The sequence below is a fragment of the uncultured Clostridium sp. genome, from assembly GCF_963527835.1.
Taxonomy (GTDB): Bacteria; Bacillota; Clostridia; order Clostridiales; family Clostridiaceae; genus Clostridium.
The window spans coordinates 36,722-61,129 of record NZ_CAURTC010000011.1 but is presented as its reverse complement, the minus strand read 5'-3'; the positions used below and the strand labels follow the sequence as shown (position 1 = coordinate 61,129).

Below are 24,408 nucleotides of genomic sequence, written 5' to 3'. Positions count from 1 at the left end.
AGTTTATAATGATAATTAAGTTATTGATAATTTAGTTGAAAGCTACATACAAAGAATTTATAATAATTAATAAATAGTATTATTTAAATAACTATTAAAAGAGAGGTAAAAATGAAAATTAATTGGAATGAAAAATATAACACTATGTCGGTTTATTTTTTTATAGTGGTAAGTGCAAGTATTGTATTCTACTTATCAATATCTCAACTTGGATTATTATTAGGTAAAATAAGTGGAGCAATAGTTATATTACAGCCATTTATAATAGGGTTTTCAATAGCATATATATTGAATTTTATATTAAAATTTTATGAAAATAAATTAAATGTACACAGTAAATTAAAATCTAAGAGAGGATTAGGATTAGTATTTACATATATTACAGCTATGTTATTAATAGGACTTTTTATACAATTTGTTTTACCACAATTGATACAAAGTATAATAGGTCTAGTGAATGATGTTCCTAAATTTATTAGTGAATCAACAAAATTTATTAATAAGTTAATGTTAGATTTAAATATTTCAGAAGAATATCTTCCTCTAATAAATGATAATTTTAATGAGTTTATTAATTACATAATAAAAATTGCAACTAATTTATTACCTGTTTTGGGGAGTTTTGTTACTAGGATAGCATCTAGTATTTGGAATATTGTTTTAGGAATAATAATATCAATATACTTATTAATTGACAAAGAAAAATTCTGTGCAATGAGTAAAAAAGTAACATATGCTGTTTTTTACAAAAATGCTGCGGAAAAAATTATAGAAATAACTCACAGAAGTAATGATACATTTGGAAAGTTTTTAATGGGAAAAATATTAGATTCTTTTATTATAGGAATATTGACATTTATAATACTAACTGTATTTAGAATGCCATATGCTATATTAATATCAGTAATAGTTGGTATAACTAATATCATTCCATTCTTTGGACCATTTATTGGTGCAATTCCATCATTTATAATAATTCTATTTGTATCCCCAGTAAAAGCATTATGGTTCTTAGTAATAATATTAGTAATTCAACAAATTGACGGAAATATTATTGGACCTAAAATTTTAGGAGATTCTATAGGAATATCTGCTTTTTGGATATTATTTTCAATATTAGTTGCAGGTAAATTTCTTGGGTTAATTGGAATGATTATAGGTGTACCTTTATTTGCGGTAGTATATTCTATTATAAAAGAAATAGTAGAAGGGAATTTAAAGAGAAAAGGTTTAAAAATACATACAAAAGATTATATGTGATTTTAAAACACAGCTAAAAATATGGAAGTTTAAGTCATAATAATTTTAAAAATATAGGATATATATTAATATATTCTATATTTTTTTTTAATAGATAAGGTATAATATTGCATATAATATTATATTTGGGAGGAACATGTGGAGGTTTATATATATAAAACACTTGATGAATGGTATAAAGATAAACAGACAGAAGTTTTAGAAGGCACTGTTACCAATTTATATAATGGACTTATAGCAGTTGATACAGTAATAGATAATAAAAATTATAGGCAATTATTTTCTACTAAAAATAATTTTGCAATACTTTATAAGCTATCCTACGGATTTTTAGCATGTGGCGTAGAGATAAATTTTTATTTTGATGTTACTTCATGGAAAAAATCCAATCCGGATATTAATTTTAATGGTCAAGTATGTGAAGAAGAGTGTGGAACAAATAATTTTGTATTTATAAATGAAGATGGATATAAGCATCATATCTCACTTGATGGGATATATGCAGTAACTTATGAAAGGTAAAAATATGAATTTAAAAGAAGTTGATTTAAGAAGCATCTATAGAATGTGGAAAAGTAATTCAAGGGAATTTAGATGTTTTATTAGAAGCACACCTTTTGTTTCTCTACAAACTTATGATGATTTAATTTTGGACGATTATAAAAATGAGATCAAAAAAGAAATAGTTGATAAAATACTAGATGAATATAAAGATGAATATTTTATTATTGTTGATTTACCTTTAGATGAAATTTTAGATTTGTCTTTAGAACTAAATAATAATTATTTTATAAATCCAATATTAAATATTAATTTGTTATTTCATCCATTTGGTCTTGTGGGAAACAGAAAAAATATAAGTAAGCTAATAAATAATGGGATAAAACTAAATAAGATAAAAAGTAAAAAATACATTATGTTTATTCCTTATGATAGATACAATGAAGAAGTGGACGTGAAAAAAATATATGATAAATTAAATAATCAATATGCTGTTGGGGATGATGATCTACCAAGTCAGGATGTTTTAAAAAAATTAGGATACAAAGGGGCAATAGTTTTTACAAAAAGTAAAATAAAAGAAGATTTAAAAAGTTATATTGATTATTTTAATGATGAATTTAACGTAAAGTTGGTAAGGGTGGATAGATAATGGATGACTTTAAAGAGATAGTTAAGAAAAATAAAAAAAGAGCGTTATCAATGGCAATAGCAGCTACATTTATGGTTACAGCACCAAATATATTATTAGGATGTAATAATTTTAATCAAGATAAGCAGGATGATGAAGAGGATGAAAATGAAACATCTGGATCAACAACACATAGTTCACATGTTTGGCATTCTTTTCGTAGTGACAGTTCATCTAGTAATAAAAAAAGCAGTGCGACTAAGTCATCTAAATCTTCAGGATATTCTGGTGTGAAGGGTGGAAGTTCTTCAAGTTAAAAAATAGGATGGTAAATAATATGAAAAATCAATTAAAATATACTGAAGATGTTTTATTCAATAATTATATGGTTAGCTCTTTAGGAGAAGAATATGTTCATTCACAAATTCCATTTTTTATTGAAGATAATATATGTGAAAATATGATTTTTTATAGTGAGAAAATTAATCACATTGCATTAGATGTATTAAATAATATTAATGGAAAGCATAAAAAACTTTTAGAGTATTTTGATGATTTTCCTTTTAAGAATAAGATATTTAATTTAAAGTGTCCTATATCACCAATGTATTGGAGCAGATATGATACGTTTATAGATATTAATAATGATGTTTATTTTGCAGAGTTTAATTATGATAAGCCTTGTGGACAAAAAGAAATTCATCTAGCAGAAAAATGTGATTTTGATGGAAATTTAAATAAAGGATTTATTAAGACATTAGTGAATACATTGCTTAAAATAAGTGATGAATATTGTAATGCAAATAAAAAGATTAATATTGGATTTTTAATTGATTCTTGTCATTATGAAGAGCTATATCACAGTTATTACTTTAAGGATATTTTAAAAGACACAAATATAAACATAGTTCAGGTAGGAAATAACAATTTAAGTGTTAAAGACGGTTATGTATATGGATACTCTGAAATAAAATTAGAAATTATCTTAAGATTATTTCCAACAGAATTCTTTTATGAAATTAATAGTATAGAAGAGATATTAGATTCTTTTAACGAAGGTAAAGTTTTGATAATAAATGATCCTAGAATAATTGCAATTCAGGCAAAAGGTTTTTTTGCTTATTTGTGGGATTTAGTAAAAGATAATTCTAACCTTATTTGTGAAAAAGATAAAAATATAATAAGAAAAAGTATACCATATACTGAAATACTTAAAACTATAAATTTAGTAAATACTATAGTTAATAAAGATGATTATGTAGTTAAATCTTCACTAGGAAGATATAGTCAAGAAGTTTATATTGGAAAGTCTTATGAAAATAATGCATGGAAAGAAGAAGTAAATAATATTTTTAACAAAGATAAACTTCATATAGTGCAAAAGTTAATTAATATTAGACAGGAATATACATATGCTCCGGATTTTAAAAATACTAATATCCCTATATTGGCATATGGGAATTTTGGAGTTTATATAATAGATAAAAAAGTTAAAGGATTTTTAGTAAGGTGGAGTAAAGAATTTTTAACAGATGATAATTATACTTGGATGTCACCATTAGGAAAAAGTGATAGCCAGATAAAAATAGAAAAAAATAATTTTATAAAGGAAGAAAATAGAACTGAAATATATGAAGAGTTAAATGAGGAACTTTCATTTAATTATAATTTTACTGGAGCATATTCTAATATTAATCAGTATATTTCTTTAGATATAATGACGTTAAATAAAAAATTATATGATGAAATAATAGTATCAAGTGCTACTTTTCGTGAAATATTAAAAAAGATATATCCGTATATTCAAAAAAATATTGAACTTTTTGGACCAATATTAGGTATACCTGAAGCATTATATAAAGTAGTATCTCAATCATATACATCTACTCTTTGTGCATTAGGTAGGATTGATTTCGGATTAGATAATTATGGAGATTTAAAGATCTTGGAGTTTAATTCAGAAACACCGGCAGGAATAGTAGAATCTGTAGGAATAAATCCAATGATACAAGAGAAATTTCATTTAAATTATATTAATCCAAATGAAAATTTAAAAAATCATATAAGAAATACATTAAATTATATTATAGAGGAAATAAAGCAATATAAGAAAGTTAAGAATATTGCAGTAGTAACGTCTTGGCATTATGAAGATATATACACAACAAATATAATAGGTGAAATTTTAAAAGAATTAGATAATTACAATATTATATTCGGAAATATATATGATTTAGCTGTTCAAGATGATAAGATATATCTTTATGGAGAAGAAGTGCATGCTATATATAGACATTATCCATTAGATTGGTTTTATTATGATGAAGAAATGCAAAAGTTAATAGAGCCTTTAAGTAATGAAGAGTATTTAATTAATGCAGGTCATACTCTTATAACTCAGTCAAAAGCATTTTTTGCAGTTTTATATGAGATTATTAATAAAGGAATTATTTCTGAAGAAGAAGAAAATTTCATAATGAAATATATACCATATACATCTTTGGAAAAGGACAAAAAGCTTGCATATGATTATTTAATCAAGCCATATTTATCACGAGAAGGGGACGGCATATGCTTGGATTATGAATATGCAGATAGTGAAAATGAAGATGTAATATTTCAAGATAGAGTTAATATAAAACCAATTTCTGTAGATTTATATTCAGTAATCACTAAAGAAAATAAATATCAATTTCCTATTTTAGGTGTTTACATAACAAATGATAAGTTTTCAGGTATATATACAAGAATTGGTGATATTATAACAGATAAAAATGCTAGATATATTTCAACATATATAAAATAAATAATTAATAGAACTATCTGAAGAAGTAGAAAATATTTTTGAAGCAAATGAATTTATGAGTGATTCAAAAAAATCCTTTAGCGATATAAAAGATTCATTTGAAGTTATGACTAACCAAATGGACAATCTAGTAGAAAATATTAATAGGGTTGACAATAGCAAGGAAACAGTGGTAAGTGCAATACAAGGGATAACAGCTATTTGTGAGGAATCAGCAGCAGCTACAGAACAGGTTTCAGCAACAATACATGAACAATTAAGTTCAGTAAATCATGTTAAAAATACTTCAGAAGATTTAAATAAATTGGTGGAGAAGCTTGAGAGTATGATATTAAAATTTAAAATATAATTATAAGAGTAGTAAAATATTTTTAGTGTTTTACTACTCTTAATTTTAATAACATTTATTAATATGTTTATTTTTATGAATTAAATTTTGAATTAATATAAAGGTTAAGTTAAAATGAGTTATAAAATTAAAAATAATCTATAATTTTAGAAATGGTGATGAAAAATGAAAATATTAAAAAGTAAAATAGAAGTTGAAGAGTTTATAAAAGAAAACAATATGGCTGTAGTATATTTTTCTGCTAATACTTGTGGAGCATGTGTTATTTTAAAAGAAAAAATCAAAGAATTACTTTATGAATATAGAAATATTAAAATATGTGAAGTTCTAGGCGATGAATCAATTGATGTTGCAGCAGCTTTTGATGTATATTCTGTACCTATAATGATATTTTTTATTGATGGAAAAGAAGTTTTTAGAGAATCAAAATATGCTAGTGTTGAAGAAATTAAGAAAAAAATAGATAGATATTATAATTTATATTTTTAAAATAAGATTATATTAATAGTATAGAAATTGTGAATTAGATTTCAGAATAAGACTTAACTAATGCGAACGTTCTAAGTAAATTTAATAAACAACTATAAGACATCACCAAAAGTTTATGCGTATAAATATAAATTTTAGATAATTACTTTTATATATTTATTAAATCGAGAAATAAACATATACAATAAAAGATAACGTGTTAAAATAATACTTGAAGATAAGGTATTAAAAACATTTAATGTGTTGAAAAATAAGGGGATTTTTATGAAAATAGATATATTTACAATAAGTGAAATAATAGCAATTGTTATGGATTTAGTTGATAAATTAGAAGCTTATGAGCTATATGGATTTGAAGATACAAGTGAATTACATATTCCAAAACCAATAAATGATAAATTAGAAAGTTTAGGTGCTAATAATTATGATGATTTTTTATGCAAGTGTTCTGAAATTGCAGAAGAGATACTTTTTATAAAAACGGGAGAGTTAAATGAATTAAATCATTGTCATCAAGAAATAAATTTTCTAACAGATAAAAAACTTAAGGAATATATAAAAGAATAATAACAGCTTAAAACTCTAATCAATTAAATTTGGTTAGAGTTTTACTAATTAATTATACAAGATTAAAAAAATACTTATTGATAAATATTCTTAGGCTTTAAAACGTTAGGATCATATCCATTATCTTTTAAGGCTTTTATTATTGAATTTTTATGTTCAGGACCAAAAGTTTCCATAGTTATTTCAAGTTCAACAGCACTATTTCTATTTATACTGACAAATTGATTATGATCAAGTCTTATGATATTTCCTTGAGCTTCAGCGATTACTTTAGATACATTTGTTAGCTCACCAGGCTTATCAGGAAGTAAAACAGACAAGGTGCATATACGTTCTCGTTCTATTAAACCATGTTGTACTAAAGATGCAAAAGTTATTACATCCATATTTCCACCGCTTATAATTAATACAATCTTTTTATCTTTTACATTTAAATGTTTTAGTGCAGCAACTGTTAATAAGCCAGAATTTTCTGCAAGCATTTTATGATTTTCCAACATATCCAAGAATGCAACTATTAATTCATGATCTTTAATAGTTATAATATCATCAATATTTTCTTGGATATATGGGAAAATATCAGTTCCAGGAGTTTTTACCGCAGTACCATCTGCTATAGTATCAACTTTTGGAAGAGTTACAACATGTCCAGCTTTTAATGAAGCTTCCATGCAATTAGCACCATAAGGTTCAACCCCTATAACCTTAATATTAGGATTAAGAAGTTTAGCTAAGGTAGAAACACCAGTCGCAAGTCCACCACCACCAATTGGAACTAAAATTATATCAACTGTAGGTAATTCTTTTAATATTTCCATGGCAATAGAACCTTGACCAGTTGCAACATCTAAATCATCAAAAGGATGAATAAATGTATATCCTTTTTCTTTTGCAAGCTCTAAAGCATAATTACAAGCCTCATCATAAACATCACCATATAATATTACTTCAGCACCATATGATTTTGTACGATTTACTTTTATAAGTGGAGTAGTAGTTGGCATTACAATTACAGCATTAGCATTGTATAATTGAGCAGCATATGCAACACCTTGAGCATGATTACCAGCAGATGCTGTTATTAAGCCTTTGTTTCTTTCTTCATCAGTAAGAGTACTAATTTTATAATAAGCACCTCTAATTTTATAAGCCCCAGTTTTTTGTAAATTTTCAGGTTTCAAGTATACTTTATTTCCAGTATAATCAGAATAATAATCACTATAAACTAATTTCGTTTGTAATATTACTTTTTGTACTGTTTCATATGCTTGTTCAAATTTTTCTAATGTCATCATATTTTATATAACCCCCTTTTAAATGTATATTTAATAAAATATGGCATTTGATATTTTTATAATAACACTTGAAAAATTAATGTCAAGTAAGAAAAAAAAGCTGATATTTTTAATATACTATTAATAAAAACGTTATATATTTAACTTTAAATAATTTTAAATATATAAAAATAAAACTATTATAATTTAAATGATTGCTTATATAATAAGAAAATTCTTTGTGATATAATACTCTCAGCAGTTATTTTATACTAAAAATATATATCATTTACTAGCTTAAAATGGGCATAATAAAATGTATAATAATTTTTACATGAGGGTATAAAAATGGATTTAAATAAATTACTTAAAGTATCTACATTTGCAGGAAAAATAATGTTAGAAAGCGGAGCTGAAACTTATAGAGTTGAAGAAACTATTTGTAAAATTTGTACTTCCTTTGGCGTAGAACAAGCAGATAGTTTTGTTATTCCGACAGGTATCATGGTATCTATTTCACATGAAAATGAAGTTGCTTCATTAGTAAAAAGGGTTACATCTAGAGGAGTAGATTTAAATAAGATAGATAAAATAAATGATTTAGCAAGAAAAACACAAATTGAACTGTTAAGTATAGATGAGTTTTATAAACAACTTATAGAGATATCTAAAGGAGAGAGATATTCTAATCCTTATACTTTTTTTTGGTCAGCTATTTCTGCAGGATCTTTTGCTATGTTATTTGGTGGAAATGGAAAAGACTTTATAGCAGCGACTCTAGTTGGATTGATAATAAAAATAGTAATTACTATTTGTCAAAAGCTTAGTATTAACGAATTTTTTATAAATTCATTATGTGGTGCAATATGTGCATTTTTAGCGCTAATATTTATTAAAATTAATATAGGATCTAATTTAGATAAAATAATAATAGGTTCTATAATGTTACTTGTACCTGGATTAACTATTACCAATGCTATTAGAGATACAATTGCAGGAGATTTACTATCTGGTATGACAAAAGCTCTTGAAGCATTTTTAGTAGCTGTTTCAATAGCAGTTGGTACAGGTGGTATTCTAAGCATTTTTATAAATGCATTGGGAGGAATGTAGATGATTAAAGAAACCTTAGTTTCATTTGTAGCTTCATTTGGGTTTGGGATTATGTTTAATATAAAAGGTAAGAAATTAGTTTTTGCCGCAATTGGTGGCGGTTTAAGTTGGTTTGTTTATTCTTTATTTTTAAAATTAAATGTAAGTAATGTTTTATCATTGTTTATCTCATCAGTTGTTTTTAGTATTTATTCTGAAATTTGTGCAAGAATATTAAAAACACCAGTTACAACAATAGTTATTTGTGCGTTAATCCCATTGGTTCCAGGTGCAGGAATGTATTATACAATGTATGAAACAATAACTGGTAATATTATGGGGGCGCTAGAAGTGGGAATGAGTACTTTAGCTAGTGCAGGAATGTTAGCACTAGGTGTGATTTTTGTGTCAACTATAACTCGCCAAATTACTAATTTTAGAAGAATAAAAAAAATGCGTTTAGAAAATAAAAAAATAATTAATAATTGTTAAATTGAATCATCTATTTCATATTTAGTCCATGGAAAATTAAAATTAAATATGAAAAAGTTCCATATAATTAAAGTAATAACTGATAAAAAATGCTGATACTATGATTGGAAGTTAAATTATCTAAAAAATTAAATAATTCATCAAAATATAATATAACAGGAATTAATGGTATTGAAGATATAATACTATTGATTCCTGTTGTTTTTTTACTTTCTTTAATTACTGTATTGCATTTATCACACCTTAATTTATAAACTTTACCTGTAAAGATTCTAGCTTTTAGTGGATAGTGGAATTCTTTTTTACAATTTGGGCAAATTCTCATATACTAATCCTCCTATAATAATAGATTTAACTATAAGTTTATATGTTTATTATATATTAACTAAAATAAATTTTTATGTATTATACATATATTTTTTATATTTCATGCTTTGAGTTGTTTTGTAATAAAATATAATTATGGAAGTGATTATCAATTGATAAAAATTAAAAAATATTTGTTTAAATAATTAACATTTACTTAAATTTTAGCGTACTATATATTAATTCGAATAAATAAGACATTTATTTTATTTTCAATTGAAAATAAGTGGAGGATATTTAAATGAAAGAATTAAATAGTAATGAACGCTTAAAGATTGGATACAGAGTAAGTACAGTGACGATAGTAGGAAATATTTTTTTATCTATTATAAAGATAGGAATTGGAATTATTGCTTCTAGTAAGGCAATGATTGCTGATGGTGTCCATTCTTTGTCTGATGTATTTAGTACTATAGGCGTTATAATAGGTTTAAAATTATCAAGTAAAAAAGCTGACAAAGAACATCCTTATGGTCATGAAAAATTTGAAAGTTTAACTTCTGTTTTCTTAGGAATTATGCTTTTGTTAGTTTCATTAGGAATTGGATTTTCAGGAATAAAAAATTTAATATATGGTAATTACTCAATTCCGGGAAGTTTAGCTATATTTGCTGCAGTAATATCTATTGTATCAAAGGAAGCAATGTACTGGTATACATTAAAATATGCAGAAAAGATAAATAGTACATCATTAAAAGCAGATGCTTGGCATCATAGAAGTGATTCATTCTCTTCAATTGGAGCTTTGATAGGAATAATTGGTGCTAGAATGGGATTTCCTATGTTAGATCCGGCAATAGCATTAGTAATAAGTATTATAATAATAAAAGTAAGTTATGATATTTTAAAACAAAGTATAAATCAGTTAATGGATACATCTGTTGGTGATAATGCAATAAAAAAAATGAATGTAGCAATACATTCAATTGATGGAGTTAAAAATATAGATAATTTAAAAACTAGACTTCATGCTAATAAAGTTTACGTAGATGTTGAAATTTCTGTAGAATCAGATATTTCAGTTGAAGAAGGTCATAAGATTGCTATGAATGTTCATAACATAATTGAAGAAAATAAAGACGTGAAACACTGCATGGTTCACGTTAATCCATTTATAGAAAAGAAAGTTTTATAAAAAGTTATGTTTTAGTAGTATGTTAATAGATGTATAAGCAAAGTGGACTGAGTAATTGAACTTAGGAATACTAAAACAAGTATAGTCCCATTTTAGCTTGTTCCAAATATAAAATTGAGACAAGCAGTAAATGGGACTATACTTATTAAGTATTCTCAAAATCCAATTACAATGCCACTTTACATATTTCATATATTAACACATATTTAAAACAGAGTTTATAAAAAATAAAGTTTATGATTCTAAGATAACATTTAGAAAACATGAACTTTTTATTTTAATTTCTTATTATTATGTAAGCCATATAACTTAGGTATAATCCTACTAATAAAAATCCTTCAATTCTTGTTAATTTTTTTTCTTTTGCTTTGCTAAAGAAAACTAATCCTATCAGTAATAAATTAATAACTATTAAGTAAATAAAATCTGTCATTAAGACTTGTGAAACATGAATAGGGCTTATTAATGATGATAAACCTAGTATAAGTAATATATTAAATATATTTGAACCTAATACATTACCTAATGCTATATCATTTTCACCTTTTAATGCTGCTACAATAGAGGTTACAAGTTCAGGAAGTGATGTACCAGCAGCTACTATAGTTAATCCAACTAATTTTTCACTCATTCCAAGTGAATAAGCAATATTAGTAGCTGACTCTACAACTAAATTCCCTCCACTAATTATACCAGCAACACCTATTATCATAAATATTATTTTATGTAAAATATTAACATCAACATAGGAATCTACTAAAGAATTTTCTGGTTTATCATTGTCTTTTTTTAGCTCTTCATTAGGTATTTTTTTAGCTTTCTTTATTAAAACTACAACATAAAATATACATATTAAAATTAAGATAAATCCATCTAATCTAGAGATTATATTAGTGTCAGATATAAACAAACTATCAAATGTAAATAGAAATAGTAATATAGTCACTGAAGTATTTACTAAAAAGTCATTTTTTACTGTTGATTTCTTAATTATAAGAGGTAAAACTATAGCAGTAATCCCTAGTACCATAAGAGTATTAAAAATATTAGATCCAATAACATTTCCAATTGCAATTTCATTACTGCCATTAAGACTTGAAATTAAGCTTACTGCAAGTTCTGGAGCACTTGTCCCTAATGATACAATAGTAAGTCCTACTATAACTGCTGGTATTCCTAATTTTTTAGCTATTACCGAGGCTCCATCTACAAAAATATCAGCGCCTTTTATTAATAAGGCAAAGCCAATTAACAATATAATATAATTCATTCTTTTGTTCCTTTCTCTTCATATAAATAGTTATATTGTAATACATGTATTATTTATATATCAATATTTTATTTTTTTATAGCTTTTAAATACATAAAAATTTTGTTAAAATACACACTGTTTTTAGTTATATAAAAAGTTATATTTATATAATAAATATAATTTCCTTTGACATAGAGGGTTTGTATCACTTAAACTATTTAAAGATGTTAATTTGGATAACTAAAATAAAACGCAAGTTACAGCGTTAAGTATAAATTGAATACTTAATAAATAAGGAAGGAGAAAGTTACTGAAAAGCAGGTAACATTATAAAAGAACAAATGAAAATAAAGGTTATGTTTTAATTTTACTTTACATATTTTATATACTAATACATATTTAAAACATAGGCAAAAGCTTTTATAAGTTTTCAGTAATTAAAGATAAATGAGCGTACTTATTGTAAAAGAGATGAATCATGGCTTTGGAGATAGAGCTATATTTGAAGATGTATCATTTAGATTATTAAAAGGAGAGCACGTTGGACTTATTGGTGCTAATGGTGAAGGTAAATCAACTTTCATGAATATAGTAACAGGAAAACTTCAACCAGATGAAGGTAAAGTGAGCTGGTCAAATAATGTTAGAGTTGGATATATGGATCAACATGCGGCATTAACTAAAGGTCAAAGTATAAGAGATGCATTAAGAGATGCATTTAAATATCTTTTTGATTTAGAAGCAGAAATGAATTCATTATATGAAAAAATGGGTGATTGTACTGAAGATGAATTAAATAAAATGCTTGAAAGAACTGCTGTAATTCAAGATATGCTTGATCATAATGGATTCTATGTTATTGATCCAAAAGTAGAAGAAGTTGCAAAAGGTCTTGGTCTTTTAGATTTAGGTCTTGATAGAGATGTAGATGATTTATCTGGAGGACAAAGAACTAAGATACTTTTAGGTAAATTATTATTAGAAACTCCTGATATCTTACTTTTAGATGAGCCTACTAACTATCTTGATGAGGAACATATAGCATGGCTTAAGAGATACCTGTTAAACTATGAAAATGCTTTTATATTAATTTCACATGATATTCCATTCTTAAATTCTGTAGTTAATTTAATTTATCATGTAGAAGATAGAAAATTAACTAGATACGTTGGAGATTATGATGAATTCCAAAGACTTTATGAAGAAAATAAGAGAAAGTTAGAAGCTGCATATGAAAAACAACAAAAAGAAATAGCGCGATTAGAAGATTTTGTTGCTAGAAATAAAGCTAATGTTGCTACAGCCAATATGGCTAAATCTAGACAAAAGAAATTAGATAAAATGGATGTAATTGAATTATCAAAAGAAAAACCAAAGCCAGAATTTAACTTTAAAGCTGCTAGAGCTTCAGGTAAAGTTATTTTTGAAACTAAAGATTTAGTTATAGGATATGATTCACCTCTTACAAAACCATTAAACTTATATATGGAAAGAGGACAAAAAGTTGCACTAGTTGGAGCTAATGGACTTGGAAAATCAACACTTCTAAAGAGCTTACTTGGAATTGTGAAACCATTAAGTGGTGAAGCTAATTTAGGAGATTATCAATACATAGGATACTTTGAACAAGAAGATAGAACTGATAATAGAAATACATGTATAGACGAAGTTTGGCAAGAGTTCCCTGGATTTACTCAATATGAAATAAGAGCAGCACTTGCTAAGTGTGGACTTACAACAAAACAATTAGAATCTCAAATAAGAGTTTTATCAGGTGGAGAAGCTGCCAAGGTTAGACTTTGTAAAATATTAAATAATGAAACAAATATATTAATATTAGACGAACCTACAAACCACTTAGATGTAGAAGCTAAAGAAGAATTAAAGAGAGCATTAAAAGAATATAAAGGTTCAATACTATTAGTATCCCATGAACCAGAATTCTATAGAGATGTTATTACTGAAGTTTGGAATTGTGAGGATTGGACTCTGAAAATTATATAGTAGTTCCATAAAAAAGTTAATATTAAATTTTTGTAGTACAAAGAAAGTAAATTTTTCCACAGAGATATGGTATAATTTTATAATGTATGTTGGAGGTTAAAATACATGATAGAATGTCAGTTATGTGAAGAGTATTTCAATGAAGAGGATATGACAGAATGTCCAGAATGTTTAAAGGAAATGTGCGAAAGTTGTTATGAAAGGCATGTTCCTATTTGTTTTTATGTTTCAGAGCATGATAATAGCGATATTGATAGTGAGTAGATAGTATTTACGAGCATAAAGATAATTATGATTATGGAACTATATGTGAGGACTGGACTACTAAAATTGTATAGTAGTTCAAGAATTTAAAGGATTATATCTGTAGTTGACAAAGCTGTATTATGTATATATAATACAAGATAATATAAACATGAATTACAAGGAGTTTTTTATGACAACTAATATAAACGTAACTAATGGTTTAAAATTAAATATCTATTTTGAGTTTAGCTATTTTAGTTAGGTTTGTATGTATGATAAGATAATCATCATAGATACGAACCGTAGGTTTTGTATCTATGATGGCTAAGTTTAACTTGTTGTAAATCAATTCGTTATTTGAGCCACATAGATTGATGCTATGTGGCTTTTTTATTCTAGATAAAGAAAAGTCACGTAGAGATATTATGTGGCTTTTTTATATATCAAAAATGAAAGAGGGATGTTTATGAAGAAAAATACAGAAATTATTATTATTGGTTTTGCAATATTTTCAATGTTTTTTGGAGCAGGGAATTTAATATTTCCACCATATATAGGAATGACTTCGGGGAATGGATGGTTGACAAGTTTCTTGGGATTTATTATTTCAGATGTAGGTATGATACTATTATCAATTAATGCTATTGCAAAGGCTGGTTCTTATCAAGCAATTTTAGGGAGAGCAGGTAAGAAATTTGGGTTTTGGTTGGAGTTTATTATAATGCTTTGTTTAGGTCCAATTCTTATTATTCCAAGAACTGGTGCAACAACTTTAGAAATGAGTATTAATCCATTAGTTCATTCGGTTAATCCCATTATATTCTCAATTTTATTTTTTGGTTTGACATTTATTTTAACAATAAAGCCAACTAAGGTTGTGGATGTTATAGGAAAATTTTTAACTCCTATACTTTTAATTGCTTTAGCTATATTAATAATAAAAGGAGTGGTTTCACCTTTAGGTGAGTTAAGTAATGACATTGACTCAGAATTATTATTTGCAAATGGACTTGCTCAAGGATACCAAACTATGGATGCTCTTGGGGCAGGAGGAATTGCTACACTTATTATGGCCACATTTTTAGCAAAAGGTTATAAAGATAAAAGTGAAGTTGTAAAGCTTACTGCAAAAGCCTCTCTAGTTGCAGGGATTGGACTTATAATAGTATATGGTGGTTTAACATACTTAGGAGCTACTGTATCTAATATGTATGATGCAAATATATCTCAAACTACATTATTAATTAGTATAACAAAGCAATTATTAGGAGACAAAGGTGCAATTATATTAAGTTTAGTTGTTGCTTTTGCTTGCCTTACTACATCAATAGGACTAACGTCTGTTACTGCTAGGTATTTTGAGGATGTCACTAACAAAAAGGTTAAATATGAAAATATAGTTATATTCATTTGCCTGTTTAGTGCTATTATTTCTAATTTAGGTGTTGATAAAATAATTTCTATAGCTGCGCCTATACTAACTGTACTTTATCCGGTGACTCTTGTATTGGTTTTAATGGTATCATTTAAAAAGATATTTACTAAGGATTCTACTTATAAGGGTGCAGCATATGCAACTTTAGTTATAAGTATTATTACTGTTATTGATAGTTTAGGTGTTAACATAAGTTTTGTACATAGTCTTCCTTTTGCTAGCTTAGGATTCAATTGGGTTATACCAGCAATAATGGGAGGTATTATTAGCAATTTAATCAGTAATTTTAATGAGAAGAATTTCATAAAATTATAAGTTAGTAGGGGAGAGTGTTAGAGACGGAACAAGGACAAAGATTAGCATCATTATCTAAATATTTAACATTAACAACCTTAGATAATGATGTTCAAATAGTCACATATAATTTTAGGCCCTATGATTAATGTGTCTAAAATAACTAGCTTTAATTCTGAGGTGGAGTTATCTAGGATGGGTGTGTGAATTCTTATATTTGTTATCATAATGGGGAGATAATTGGGAATTGTGACCTGTTTATATTTAATGGGATGGATAAATGAAACACCTGCACTTACTAAAAAGTGCAGGTGTTTTGTAGACATAAATTATTGAAACTAATTAAGAACATTTAAGCCTAAATCTAATATATTAGCAAATAATGATAAGGTATTAGTTGTTGGAATAACATTGTTTTTAATGTCTAATAATTTTCCAAGGCCATATTTAGTATATATATTAACAGTTGGAAAATTATTTTCATCACCTAAATCACAAATAATATCAGTTTCATTTAAAAATACTGTATTATCATTATCACTAGGATTTACAAATTTGTAAAGTCTAGTCTTATAATCATGTCTAAGAACCTTTACTCTATCGGTTATTTCTATTTTATTATTTTTATTATTTATATCATATTTTGAAATGGATGAAGTTATATTATTAATTACAAAATAATTAACATTTCTTTTATAATTCACATTATCTTTAAATTCTGATAATCTTTCTAAATTTAAATTGAGATCTATTGAAATTTCTTCCTTTTTTAAATTGTTAAAACCTTCTTTTATGTAAGGTAAATTTTCATTATAACTTAATTCTCTATTTAATATAGCCATACAATTTACATAAACATCTTCAAAATAATTAAATGGTAGAGCATATTTAATATTATTTAAAATAACATAAACTTTAAATTTAGCAGAAGAAGCATCACTTCTAAATGAATAATTAACATCAACTAATAACATTTCATGTAAATCTTCCGTATAAAATGTTATTTTTTCAATGCCTTTATTATATTCTGAAGTGTAATTATTATTTTTAGATAAAGATTGAGTATTTTGATTTATTATATAAGTACCTTTAAAGCCAAGTCCATTAGCTGAAGCTACTCTTAGTGAAGTTTTTACTGATAACTTCTTTAAATTAATGTAAGGTCTATTTTCACATAAGTTGTTTTCTAGTATTATTCGCATAGTTTATCTCCTTGAGTTAGTACTAATAAAGTATTAGTTTGTATTATGAATTATAACATATTTTAAGTGCAAAGTTGTGCTTATAATTTAGAGACTTATTCCAAAGAGGCAAAGTCACCTAGTGACTATGAAAATATTTTTGGTATTACAGAAAAAGATTTAGAAAATAAATGGATTGAGTATATAAAAGAAAACTATTCTATGGAAAAGTAATTAGGATAAGATGAACAAAAAGGTTTCTTTAAGAGTATAATATAATAAAATTTTTTTTGGAGGAGAACTATGCTAAGTAGTCAAAAGTATGTCACTTTATCATTAGAATTACATCTTTTTTTTGGACGAATTATGAAGGAACATTCTTTGTTTTTAGAGGCAGGATTTACGCCTAAAAACACTAAACTTTCTAAGGAAGCCGAAAATTATAAAATGGAGTTTGAAAAGCTTTTATTAGATACAGTTAAGTTAAGCAATGGAAGAGTTAGACAATTTGTAATAGATTCTGGAGAAATTTTTACCGATTATACTTTAAGCACAGAAAAAAAGACACAGTATTATACAGGAATAAATATAAATTCTAAGATAACCGAAATGGAGAAGGAGTTGGAGTGTGAAAATAAAAAACATATTGATAGTAGAACAGTAAATTGTGTGAAAAAACTTAATAATAGGGCTATAAAGTTACTTAATGGCCTTATAGACTTTAAAATGAAAATATTAGAAAAAATGTTGAGTTGTGAATTGTTTACATTAAATTATCCTCTGCTTATTGAACATATAATACATGAAGCTAAGTTGTATCATTCATATATATATGCGCTTGAGAATGAAGAGGATATTGGTAAAGAGGATATTGGAGAAGTCCAATTGTTTTGGGATCAGATTATGATGGAACATGCTTTGTTTATTAGAGGATTACTTGATCCTAGTGAGGATGAATTAATAAACACTTCAAATAAGTTTGCAAAAGAATATAGTGATTTAATTAAAAAGTCAGGAAATATAACTGATACGTCAATGAGCACATGCATAAATGATACATTATTAGAAACAATTAAATTAAGAGATTTTAAGAAAGCAGGTACTGAAGGGATAATTGAATGTAAAATAAAATCTATAATATTACCACTTCTTGCTGATCATGTGCTAAGAGAAGCTAATCACTATATAAGAGTGTTAAAGAATCATAAAAACTAACTATCTATGGAATATAAATGTTAAGAACCCTAAACAGCATAATTATTAAAAGAAAAATATGGAGTATGTAGATTAACAAAGTAATAAAAATATTACTAAATAATGAATATGAGATTATAAAATAAAGAAATTGTATATAAAAAAACAAACTCTTATAATAACTATAAGAGTTTGTTTTTATGGTTGCGGGAGCAGGACTTGAACCTACGACCTTTGGGTTATGAGCCCAACGAGCTACCAGCTGCTCCATCCCGCGATATTATGTTTTGCAAGTTGCCTTAGCTAACTTATGTACTTAGTATACCTTTATTAATATGCGATGTCAAAGTAGAATAATGTCATATTATGACTTGGAAGTTAAGGAGGTCTCTTAGAGTAAGGAATTAGATTGAATGCTATGATATGCTCAAGATATAAAAATAAAATATGATATTTAATTTTATATTAAATATAGTTATATAATAGTATTTAAATAATATGTATTGTTTGGGGGAAGAATTATGAGTAATGAACATAGTAGCATAAATAAAATGTGGAAAAATTATTTAAATTTAATTGGAGAAGATGAGTTTACTACAAAATTAGAATATAATTCATTGAGCTTTGGTGATAATAAATATTTAGCAAATGAATTAGTAGAACTAGTTTTAAGCGGAGAAAAAACAGCAACTACATCACTTTATTGTTTATATGAACTAGAAAATGAAGTGTTGCCTAAAGAAGAACAGTTAGCAATTGTTACAGATTTTTCTGGCAATGCAAAATGTATAATAGAAACTAAACATGTTAATGTATTACCTTTTTCTAAGGTTAAAGCTGAATTTGCATTTAAAGAAGGAGAAGGAGATAAATCTTTAGAATATTGGAGAACAGGACATATTGATTTTTTTAATAGAGGATTAAAAAATTTTAATAAAGAATTCTCAGAAGATATGTTGGTAGTTTGTGAAGAATTTGAAGTAATTTATAATTAAAAGAAAAAAATAGTTGATAAATTTGGTCGGAGAACTTATAATTTAATATAATAATAATTTAACATACTAAAATATGTTAAATTATAAGAAAACTTTGTAAAAAAATATTGGGGTGATAAAATGAATTTTGAACACATAAGCAGAGAAGATAATGAAATTTATGCTTTAATTGAAAAGGAATTAGAAAGACAACAAAATGGAATTGAGCTAATAGCTTCAGAAAATGTCGCAAGTGAAGCTGTAATGGAGGCTATGGGTTCCTATTTAACAAATAAATATGCTGAAGGATATCCAGGTAAGAGATACTATGGTGGATGTTATGTAGTAGATGGCGTTGAGGAAATAGCACGTGAAAGAGCTAAGGAGTTATTTGGTGCAGAACATGCAAATGTTCAACCACATTCTGGCTCACAAGCTAATATGGCTGTTTATTTTACAATTTTAGAACATGGAGATACTGTGTTAGGTATGGATTTAAGCCATGGCGGTCATTTAACTCATGGTTCACCAGTTAATTTTTCAGGAAAATTATTTAACTTTGTATCATATGGAGTAGATAAGGAAACAGAAGAAATAAATTATGATGTAGTAAGAGAATTAGCTATAAAGCACAAACCTAAGTTAATAGTTGCAGGTGCAAGTGCATATTCAAGAATAATAGATTTTAAAAAGTTTAGAGAAATTTGTGATGAAATTGGAGCATACTTAATGGTTGATATGGCTCATATTGCTGGACTTGTAGCAGCAGGATTACATCCATCACCAGTACCATATGCAGATTTCGTTACATCTACAACACACAAAACTTTAAGAGGTCCAAGAGGTGGATTAATACTTTGTAAGGAAAAATACGCTAAGGATTTAGATAAAAATATATTCCCAGGAATGCAAGGCGGTCCATTAATGCATATTATAGCAGCGAAAGCAGTATGCTTTAAGGAAGCTTTAGATCCAAGTTTTAAAGAATATATGGCAAGAGTTGTAGAAAACTGTAAAGAGCTAGGTGAACAACTAGTAAAAAGAGGATTTAAGCTAGTATCTAATGGAACAGACAATCATTTAATTCTTGTAGATTTAAATAACAAAGATATTACAGGAAAAGATGCTGAAAAATTATTAGATGAAGTAGGAATTACTCTTAATAAAAATACAGTACCAAATGAAACTAGAAGTCCTTTTGTAACTTCAGGAGTTAGAATAGGTACAGCTGCTATTACAACTAGAGGATTTGAAAGAAAAGACATGGAAGAAATAGCAGATATAATCAATGAAACAATCATTAATAGAGATAAAGATTTAGAACAATATAAGCAAAGAGTAGAAGCTTTATGTAAAAACTATCCTTTATATAAATAATAGTTGAATTTAATTATTTAAGATAAGCTGTCTCAAAATAGAAATATAATTTCTGTTTTGAACAGCTTTCTTTTTTATATAAGGATGTGTTTTAGTAGAGTATTGATATATACATACCACTTTACCTATTGTATATATCAACACATATTTAAAACAGAACCTTATATAATTAACCAGAGTTTTAATGTATGCATATAATAGATAGAATTAATTTTAAATAGGGTTTTATAATGAATAGTAAATTTATTAAGAGAATATCAAAAGATAGTCCAGTATTAGAATTCGATAAAAATTCTAAAATAGTTCTTATAAGCGATATGCATAGAGGTGATGGTGGAAATGCGGATTCATTAAGGCCTAATAAAAATATATACAAAGCAGCTCTTGGATATTATTTAAAGGAAGAATTTAACTTAATTGAAATAGGTGATGGGGATGAATTATGGAAAAATAAGAATTGCATAGATATAGCTTACAATTATGATGATATATTTAAAATATTAAATAAATTTAATGATAAAAAAAGATTATACTTACTTTATGGTAATCATGATATGGTAAAAGCTAAACCTAATTTTATACCTAAACAAGAAAAATTACTTGCTCAAATAGGATATAATTTTGGTAAAGAGTTAGTTAAACTTTATAATAATATACAATTTCATGAAGGTCTTGTTTTGAGATATACTCCAATGAACAAAGATATATTAGTTTTCCATGGTCATCAAGTAGATTTTATGAATTGTGAGTTATGGAAAATAAGTAGGTTTTTAGTTAGATATGTTTGGAGAATTTTAGAAGGTTTTGCAGGATTCAAGGCTCCAGTGAGTCCAGCTAATAACTATGGAAAAGGAAGTAAAATTGATGAAATTTTAGAGATGACCGCAAGAAAAGAAAAAAGAATGCTTATTTGTGGGCATACCCATCATGATGTTTTTCCAGAAGCGGGAAAGGGCCTTTATTTTAATGATGGATGTTGTGTATTTCCGTCAACAATAACTACAATTGAAATAGTGAATGGAGAAATATATTTGATAAAATGGAGTGTAGAAGTTGATGAAAAAAACAGTTTATATATAAAAAGGAGTATAATAGGTGGACCTGAGAAAATTGGAAAATATCTAGATTATGCAAAAAGATTGTAAAATGAAAGATATTATTTGGAGGAAAAATAAATGAATTTTATAGATTTGCATTGTGATACTGCAAGTAAAATATACTATGATAAATTAAACATAAAAAATGATGTTTGCAAGGTTACTTTAGATAAATTAAAAAAAGGAGAGGCTTTAGCGCAAGTATTTGCTTTTTTTATAGATCAAGATAGCACTAAAACTCCCTTTGAAGAATTTTTAAAGCTTTATAATAATTTTAAGGAAGAATTAGATAATAATTTTAGTGAAATAGAGATTGTAACTAATATAAAACAGCTAGAAGAGTGCAATAAGAATAACAAAATAGGAGCATTTTTATCTATAGAAGAAGGAGAGGTTATAGAAGGTAGTGTTGAAAAATTAAAAGAGGTTTATAAACTTGGAATTAGAATAATTACTCTTACTTGGAATTATGAAAATAAATTAGGATTTCCAAATGCAAACTATATTTTTAAAGAAAATGGATTAACTGATTTAGGAAAAGAAATATTAAGAGAAATTGAAAACTTAGGAATTATACCAGATGTATCACACTTATCTGATGGTGGATTTTATGATTTAGTTAAGTTATGCAAAAAGCCATTTATAGCCTCACATTCCAATGCACGTGAAATAACTAACCATCCTAGAAATCTTACTGATGAAATGATAAAATTATTATCAGATAAAGGTGGAGTAATGGGAATAAATTTTTGTTCTAGCTTTTTAGGAAATGAAGAAATATCATCTATAGAAGAAATGCTAACGCATATAAAGCATATAAGAAATATTGGTGGAATCGATGTTATAGCTCTTGGTAGTGATTTTGATGGAATAGATAATGAGGTTGAAATACAAAATTGCTCAGAGTTTTATAAGCTATATGATGTTCTTAAGAAAAATGGATTCACAGAAAATGATGTAGAAAAAATCTTCTACAAAAATGTTAAAAGAGTTTTTAATGATGTGTTAAAATAGACTTTATATTAGGAGATGTTTTGGGAAAGTGTTAATAGATGTATAAGTAAAATTGAGTAGATTATAGTGATTAAATCTAAGAATATTAAAATTGCAAAACTATTTTACTTACTGATTGTATTACACATACTAAAAATATAGGGCTATAATTAAAACATGATTGAATAAATTGATAATTTTAAAAATAAGATACTGAGTATTAAAATAGATAATAGATAAGATGAGGAGAAAAAAAGTGGGAAAATTAGTTGGGAAAATAGCAATTGTAACTGGTTCTTCAAGAGGAATTGGAAGAGGAATTGCTATAGAATTAGCAAAAGAAGGAGCAAGCGTTATTATAAATTATTCTAAAGATGATGATGGCGCAAATGAAACACTGAAAGAAATAAAAGATGTTGGTGGATATGGTGCACTGTATAAGTGCAACATATCTTCTTATGAAGAAAGTGAAAAATTAGTACAACATACTATAGACAAGTTTGGAAAGGTAGATATCTTAATTAATAATGCAGGAAGAAGTAATATAGGATTATTCATAGATTTAACTAAAGAAGATATTGATAATTTATTAAATACAAATTTAATAGGAGCTATGTATTTAACGAAGCACGTTATTAAAGATATGATATCAAGGCAATGTGGATCAATCGTGAATATTTCATCTATGTGGGGAGAAGTAGGGGCTTCGTGTGAAGTGGTTTATTCTACTACAAAAGGTGGATTAAATCTATTTACAAAATCATTAGCAAAAGAAGTAGCAGCATCTAATATAAGAGTAAATTGTGTTGCACCAGGAGTTATAGATACACAAATGAATGCTTTTTTACAAGACGATGATAAAAAAGCATTAGAAGAAGAAATTCCAATGATGAGATTTGGAAATCCAAATGAAATTGGAAAAATAGTTTCATTTTTATGTAGTGATGATTCTTCTTATATAACAGGTCAAATTATAAGAGCTGATGGTGGATATATTTAAATAATAGACTGTGTTTTAGAAGTGCGTTGATATATGCATAAGTAAAGTGGACTAAGTAATTGAACTTAGGAATACTAAAATGACTATAGTCCCATTTTAGCTTGCTCCCAATATAAAATTGAGACAAGCAGTAAATGAGACAATACTCATTAAGAATTCTCAAATTCCAATTACAATGCCACTTTACCTATTGCATATATCAACACATATTTAAAACATGATGATAAATACTGGATAATATAAATTGAACATTATAAAAAGCAAGGTAGATAAAAAAATTTTAATTAATATTTTTTATACTACCTTGCTTTTTGTTTTAATTGTATTTTATTATTCTTAAAATAAGCTTCTTTATTTTAAGAGTTTTATACTATAATATCAAAACTTGTTTAAAATATA

The 24,408-nt window shown here is 26.2% G+C and carries 25 protein-coding genes and 1 tRNA gene; 21 read left to right on the top strand and 5 right to left on the bottom strand.

The genetic code is table 11. The annotated features are described in order from the left end of the window. The first annotated feature begins 111 nt into the window (after positions 1 to 111). From RYM86_RS07870 to RYM86_RS07835, 8 genes are all read left to right on the top strand, one after another. On the top strand, positions 112 to 1,260 hold the full coding sequence (locus RYM86_RS07870) for an AI-2E family transporter (protein ID WP_315079331.1): 1,149 nt from the start codon (positions 112 to 114) through the stop codon (positions 1,258 to 1,260). Between the two features lie 138 nt (positions 1,261 to 1,398). Next, positions 1,399 to 1,782: a hypothetical protein gene (locus RYM86_RS07865; protein WP_315079328.1), complete on the top strand. Its 384-nt coding sequence runs from the start codon at positions 1,399 to 1,401 to the stop codon at positions 1,780 to 1,782. Further along, positions 1,772 to 2,413 carry a normocyte-binding protein gene (locus tag RYM86_RS07860; protein ID WP_315079326.1) on the top strand — a complete coding sequence of 214 codons (642 nt, stop codon included), beginning with the start codon at positions 1,772 to 1,774 and terminating at the stop codon, positions 2,411 to 2,413. Before RYM86_RS07865 ends, RYM86_RS07860 begins: the two co-directional genes overlap by 11 nt. Next, positions 2,413 to 2,709: a hypothetical protein gene (locus RYM86_RS07855; RefSeq protein ID WP_315079324.1), complete on the top strand. Its 297-nt coding sequence runs from the start codon at positions 2,413 to 2,415 to the stop codon at positions 2,707 to 2,709. The genes RYM86_RS07860 and RYM86_RS07855 overlap by 1 nt, the downstream gene beginning before the upstream one ends. 20 nt (positions 2,710 to 2,729) lie before the next feature. Continuing rightward, on the top strand, positions 2,730 to 5,198 hold the full coding sequence (locus RYM86_RS07850; protein WP_315079321.1) for a glutathionylspermidine synthase family protein: 2,469 nt from the start codon (positions 2,730 to 2,732) through the stop codon (positions 5,196 to 5,198). Between the two features lie 55 nt (positions 5,199 to 5,253). Beyond that, a complete protein-coding gene (locus RYM86_RS07845) occupies positions 5,254 to 5,547 on the top strand; it encodes a methyl-accepting chemotaxis protein (RefSeq protein WP_315079318.1) in 294 nt (97 codons plus the stop codon). A gap of 165 nt (positions 5,548 to 5,712) precedes the next feature. Further along, the gene (locus tag RYM86_RS07840) at positions 5,713 to 6,036 is read left to right on the top strand and encodes a thioredoxin family protein (RefSeq protein WP_315079316.1); all 324 of its coding nucleotides are present in this window, start codon (positions 5,713 to 5,715) and stop codon (positions 6,034 to 6,036) included. Positions 6,037 to 6,300: 264 nt separating this feature from the next. Continuing rightward, positions 6,301 to 6,603 carry a hypothetical protein gene (locus RYM86_RS07835; RefSeq protein WP_315079313.1) on the top strand — a complete coding sequence of 101 codons (303 nt, stop codon included), beginning with the start codon at positions 6,301 to 6,303 and terminating at the stop codon, positions 6,601 to 6,603. 74 nt (positions 6,604 to 6,677) lie between these two features. Here the strand turns inward: RYM86_RS07835 and ilvA are convergent, their stop codons facing one another. Then, on the bottom strand, positions 6,678 to 7,898 hold the full coding sequence (gene ilvA / locus RYM86_RS07830; protein WP_315079311.1) for a threonine ammonia-lyase: 1,221 nt from the start codon (positions 7,896 to 7,898) through the stop codon (positions 6,678 to 6,680). 327 nt (positions 7,899 to 8,225) lie between these two features. On the opposite strand from ilvA, the gene RYM86_RS07825 reads away from it, so the two are divergent. Further along, positions 8,226 to 8,990 carry a threonine/serine exporter family protein gene (locus RYM86_RS07825; RefSeq protein ID WP_315079309.1) on the top strand — a complete coding sequence of 255 codons (765 nt, stop codon included), beginning with the start codon at positions 8,226 to 8,228 and terminating at the stop codon, positions 8,988 to 8,990. Next, complete coding sequence (locus RYM86_RS07820) at positions 8,991 to 9,461, top strand: threonine/serine exporter family protein (protein WP_315079307.1); 471 nt, start codon at positions 8,991 to 8,993, stop codon at positions 9,459 to 9,461. 67 nt (positions 9,462 to 9,528) lie between these two features. Here RYM86_RS07820 and RYM86_RS07815 read toward each other — a convergent pair whose 3' ends face one another. Then, positions 9,529 to 9,786 carry a hypothetical protein gene (locus RYM86_RS07815; protein WP_315079306.1) on the bottom strand — a complete coding sequence of 86 codons (258 nt, stop codon included), beginning with the start codon at positions 9,784 to 9,786 and terminating at the stop codon, positions 9,529 to 9,531. 282 nt (positions 9,787 to 10,068) lie between these two features. On the opposite strand from RYM86_RS07815, the gene RYM86_RS07810 reads away from it, so the two are divergent. Next, positions 10,069 to 10,962, top strand: coding sequence for a cation diffusion facilitator family transporter (locus RYM86_RS07810; RefSeq protein WP_315079303.1), 894 nt, complete (start codon positions 10,069 to 10,071; stop codon positions 10,960 to 10,962). A gap of 277 nt (positions 10,963 to 11,239) precedes the next feature. Here the strand turns inward: RYM86_RS07810 and RYM86_RS07805 are convergent, their stop codons facing one another. Further along, positions 11,240 to 12,232: a calcium/sodium antiporter gene (locus RYM86_RS07805; protein WP_315079301.1), complete on the bottom strand. Its 993-nt coding sequence runs from the start codon at positions 12,230 to 12,232 to the stop codon at positions 11,240 to 11,242. Between the two features lie 429 nt (positions 12,233 to 12,661). On the opposite strand from RYM86_RS07805, the gene RYM86_RS07800 reads away from it, so the two are divergent. From RYM86_RS07800 to brnQ, 3 genes are all read left to right on the top strand, one after another. Continuing rightward, positions 12,662 to 14,218: an ABC-F family ATP-binding cassette domain-containing protein gene (locus RYM86_RS07800; RefSeq protein WP_315079298.1), complete on the top strand. Its 1,557-nt coding sequence runs from the start codon at positions 12,662 to 12,664 to the stop codon at positions 14,216 to 14,218. A gap of 105 nt (positions 14,219 to 14,323) precedes the next feature. Beyond that, positions 14,324 to 14,482: a hypothetical protein gene (locus tag RYM86_RS07795; protein ID WP_177199459.1), complete on the top strand. Its 159-nt coding sequence runs from the start codon at positions 14,324 to 14,326 to the stop codon at positions 14,480 to 14,482. Positions 14,483 to 14,930: 448 nt separating this feature from the next. Then, positions 14,931 to 16,214: a branched-chain amino acid transport system II carrier protein gene (brnQ, locus tag RYM86_RS07790; RefSeq protein ID WP_315079295.1), complete on the top strand. Its 1,284-nt coding sequence runs from the start codon at positions 14,931 to 14,933 to the stop codon at positions 16,212 to 16,214. A 317-nt stretch (positions 16,215 to 16,531) separates the two neighbouring features. On the opposite strand, the gene RYM86_RS07785 is transcribed toward brnQ, so the two are convergent. Further along, positions 16,532 to 17,395 (bottom strand): hypothetical protein, encoded by an 864-nt coding sequence (locus tag RYM86_RS07785; RefSeq protein ID WP_315079293.1) that lies wholly within the window; start codon positions 17,393 to 17,395, stop codon positions 16,532 to 16,534. Positions 17,396 to 17,461: 66 nt separating this feature from the next. Here RYM86_RS07785 and RYM86_RS07780 point away from each other — a divergent pair, with 66 nt between their 5' ends. Both RYM86_RS07780 and RYM86_RS07775 read left to right on the top strand, forming a co-directional pair. Continuing rightward, positions 17,462 to 17,608, top strand: coding sequence for a hypothetical protein (locus RYM86_RS07780; RefSeq protein ID WP_315079291.1), 147 nt, complete (start codon positions 17,462 to 17,464; stop codon positions 17,606 to 17,608). A 69-nt stretch (positions 17,609 to 17,677) separates the two neighbouring features. Beyond that, positions 17,678 to 18,589, top strand: coding sequence for a DUF2935 domain-containing protein (locus tag RYM86_RS07775; protein ID WP_315079289.1), 912 nt, complete (start codon positions 17,678 to 17,680; stop codon positions 18,587 to 18,589). Positions 18,590 to 18,769: 180 nt separating this feature from the next. Here the strand turns inward: RYM86_RS07775 and RYM86_RS07770 are convergent. Then, a tRNA-Met gene (locus RYM86_RS07770) sits at positions 18,770 to 18,845 on the bottom strand. Between the two features lie 244 nt (positions 18,846 to 19,089). Here RYM86_RS07770 and RYM86_RS07765 point away from each other — a divergent pair. The 5 genes from RYM86_RS07765 to ymfI all read left to right on the top strand — a co-directional run bounded on the left by RYM86_RS07765 (position 19,090) and on the right by ymfI (position 24,009). After that, entirely contained in the window at positions 19,090 to 19,563 is a 474-nt protein-coding gene (locus RYM86_RS07765) for an ASCH domain-containing protein (protein WP_315079287.1), read from the top strand. Between the two features lie 120 nt (positions 19,564 to 19,683). Next, on the top strand, positions 19,684 to 20,919 hold the full coding sequence (gene glyA / locus RYM86_RS07760; RefSeq protein ID WP_315079285.1) for a serine hydroxymethyltransferase: 1,236 nt from the start codon (positions 19,684 to 19,686) through the stop codon (positions 20,917 to 20,919). 230 nt (positions 20,920 to 21,149) lie between these two features. Further along, positions 21,150 to 22,064, top strand: coding sequence for a metallophosphoesterase (locus RYM86_RS07755; RefSeq protein ID WP_315079281.1), 915 nt, complete (start codon positions 21,150 to 21,152; stop codon positions 22,062 to 22,064). Positions 22,065 to 22,094: 30 nt separating this feature from the next. Continuing rightward, complete coding sequence (locus tag RYM86_RS07750) at positions 22,095 to 23,030, top strand: dipeptidase (protein ID WP_315079279.1); 936 nt, start codon at positions 22,095 to 22,097, stop codon at positions 23,028 to 23,030. 235 nt (positions 23,031 to 23,265) lie between these two features. After that, positions 23,266 to 24,009: an elongation factor P 5-aminopentanone reductase gene (gene ymfI / locus RYM86_RS07745; protein WP_315079276.1), complete on the top strand. Its 744-nt coding sequence runs from the start codon at positions 23,266 to 23,268 to the stop codon at positions 24,007 to 24,009. Positions 24,010 to 24,408 lie beyond the last annotated feature (399 nt).

Bases quoted from the DNA above. Each gene is read 5' to 3' on its own strand.
- RYM86_RS07870 (WP_315079331.1), top strand. From the start codon at position 112: ATGAAAATTAATTGGAATGAAAAATATAACACTATGTCGGTTTATTTT.
- RYM86_RS07860 (WP_315079326.1), top strand. From the start codon at position 1,772: ATGAAAGGTAAAAATATGAATTTAAAAGAAGTTGATTTAAGAAGCATC.
- RYM86_RS07855 (WP_315079324.1), top strand. From the start codon at position 2,413: ATGGATGACTTTAAAGAGATAGTTAAGAAAAATAAAAAAAGAGCGTTA.
- RYM86_RS07850 (WP_315079321.1), top strand. From the start codon at position 2,730: ATGAAAAATCAATTAAAATATACTGAAGATGTTTTATTCAATAATTAT.
- RYM86_RS07845 (WP_315079318.1), top strand. From the start codon at position 5,254: ATGAGTGATTCAAAAAAATCCTTTAGCGATATAAAAGATTCATTTGAA.
- RYM86_RS07840 (WP_315079316.1), top strand. From the start codon at position 5,713: ATGAAAATATTAAAAAGTAAAATAGAAGTTGAAGAGTTTATAAAAGAA.
- RYM86_RS07835 (WP_315079313.1), top strand. From the start codon at position 6,301: ATGAAAATAGATATATTTACAATAAGTGAAATAATAGCAATTGTTATG.
- ilvA (WP_315079311.1), bottom strand. From the start codon at position 7,898: ATGATGACATTAGAAAAATTTGAACAAGCATATGAAACAGTACAAAAA.
- RYM86_RS07825 (WP_315079309.1), top strand. From the start codon at position 8,226: ATGGATTTAAATAAATTACTTAAAGTATCTACATTTGCAGGAAAAATA.
- RYM86_RS07820 (WP_315079307.1), top strand. From the start codon at position 8,991: ATGATTAAAGAAACCTTAGTTTCATTTGTAGCTTCATTTGGGTTTGGG.
- RYM86_RS07815 (WP_315079306.1), bottom strand. From the start codon at position 9,786: ATGAGAATTTGCCCAAATTGTAAAAAAGAATTCCACTATCCACTAAAA.
- RYM86_RS07810 (WP_315079303.1), top strand. From the start codon at position 10,069: ATGAAAGAATTAAATAGTAATGAACGCTTAAAGATTGGATACAGAGTA.
- RYM86_RS07805 (WP_315079301.1), bottom strand. From the start codon at position 12,232: ATGAATTATATTATATTGTTAATTGGCTTTGCCTTATTAATAAAAGGC.
- RYM86_RS07800 (WP_315079298.1), top strand. From the start codon at position 12,662: ATGAGCGTACTTATTGTAAAAGAGATGAATCATGGCTTTGGAGATAGA.
- RYM86_RS07795 (WP_177199459.1), top strand. From the start codon at position 14,324: ATGATAGAATGTCAGTTATGTGAAGAGTATTTCAATGAAGAGGATATG.
- brnQ (WP_315079295.1), top strand. From the start codon at position 14,931: ATGAAGAAAAATACAGAAATTATTATTATTGGTTTTGCAATATTTTCA.
- RYM86_RS07785 (WP_315079293.1), bottom strand. From the start codon at position 17,395: ATGCGAATAATACTAGAAAACAACTTATGTGAAAATAGACCTTACATT.
- RYM86_RS07775 (WP_315079289.1), top strand. From the start codon at position 17,678: ATGCTAAGTAGTCAAAAGTATGTCACTTTATCATTAGAATTACATCTT.
- RYM86_RS07765 (WP_315079287.1), top strand. From the start codon at position 19,090: ATGAGTAATGAACATAGTAGCATAAATAAAATGTGGAAAAATTATTTA.
- glyA (WP_315079285.1), top strand. From the start codon at position 19,684: ATGAATTTTGAACACATAAGCAGAGAAGATAATGAAATTTATGCTTTA.
- RYM86_RS07755 (WP_315079281.1), top strand. From the start codon at position 21,150: ATGAATAGTAAATTTATTAAGAGAATATCAAAAGATAGTCCAGTATTA.
- RYM86_RS07750 (WP_315079279.1), top strand. From the start codon at position 22,095: ATGAATTTTATAGATTTGCATTGTGATACTGCAAGTAAAATATACTAT.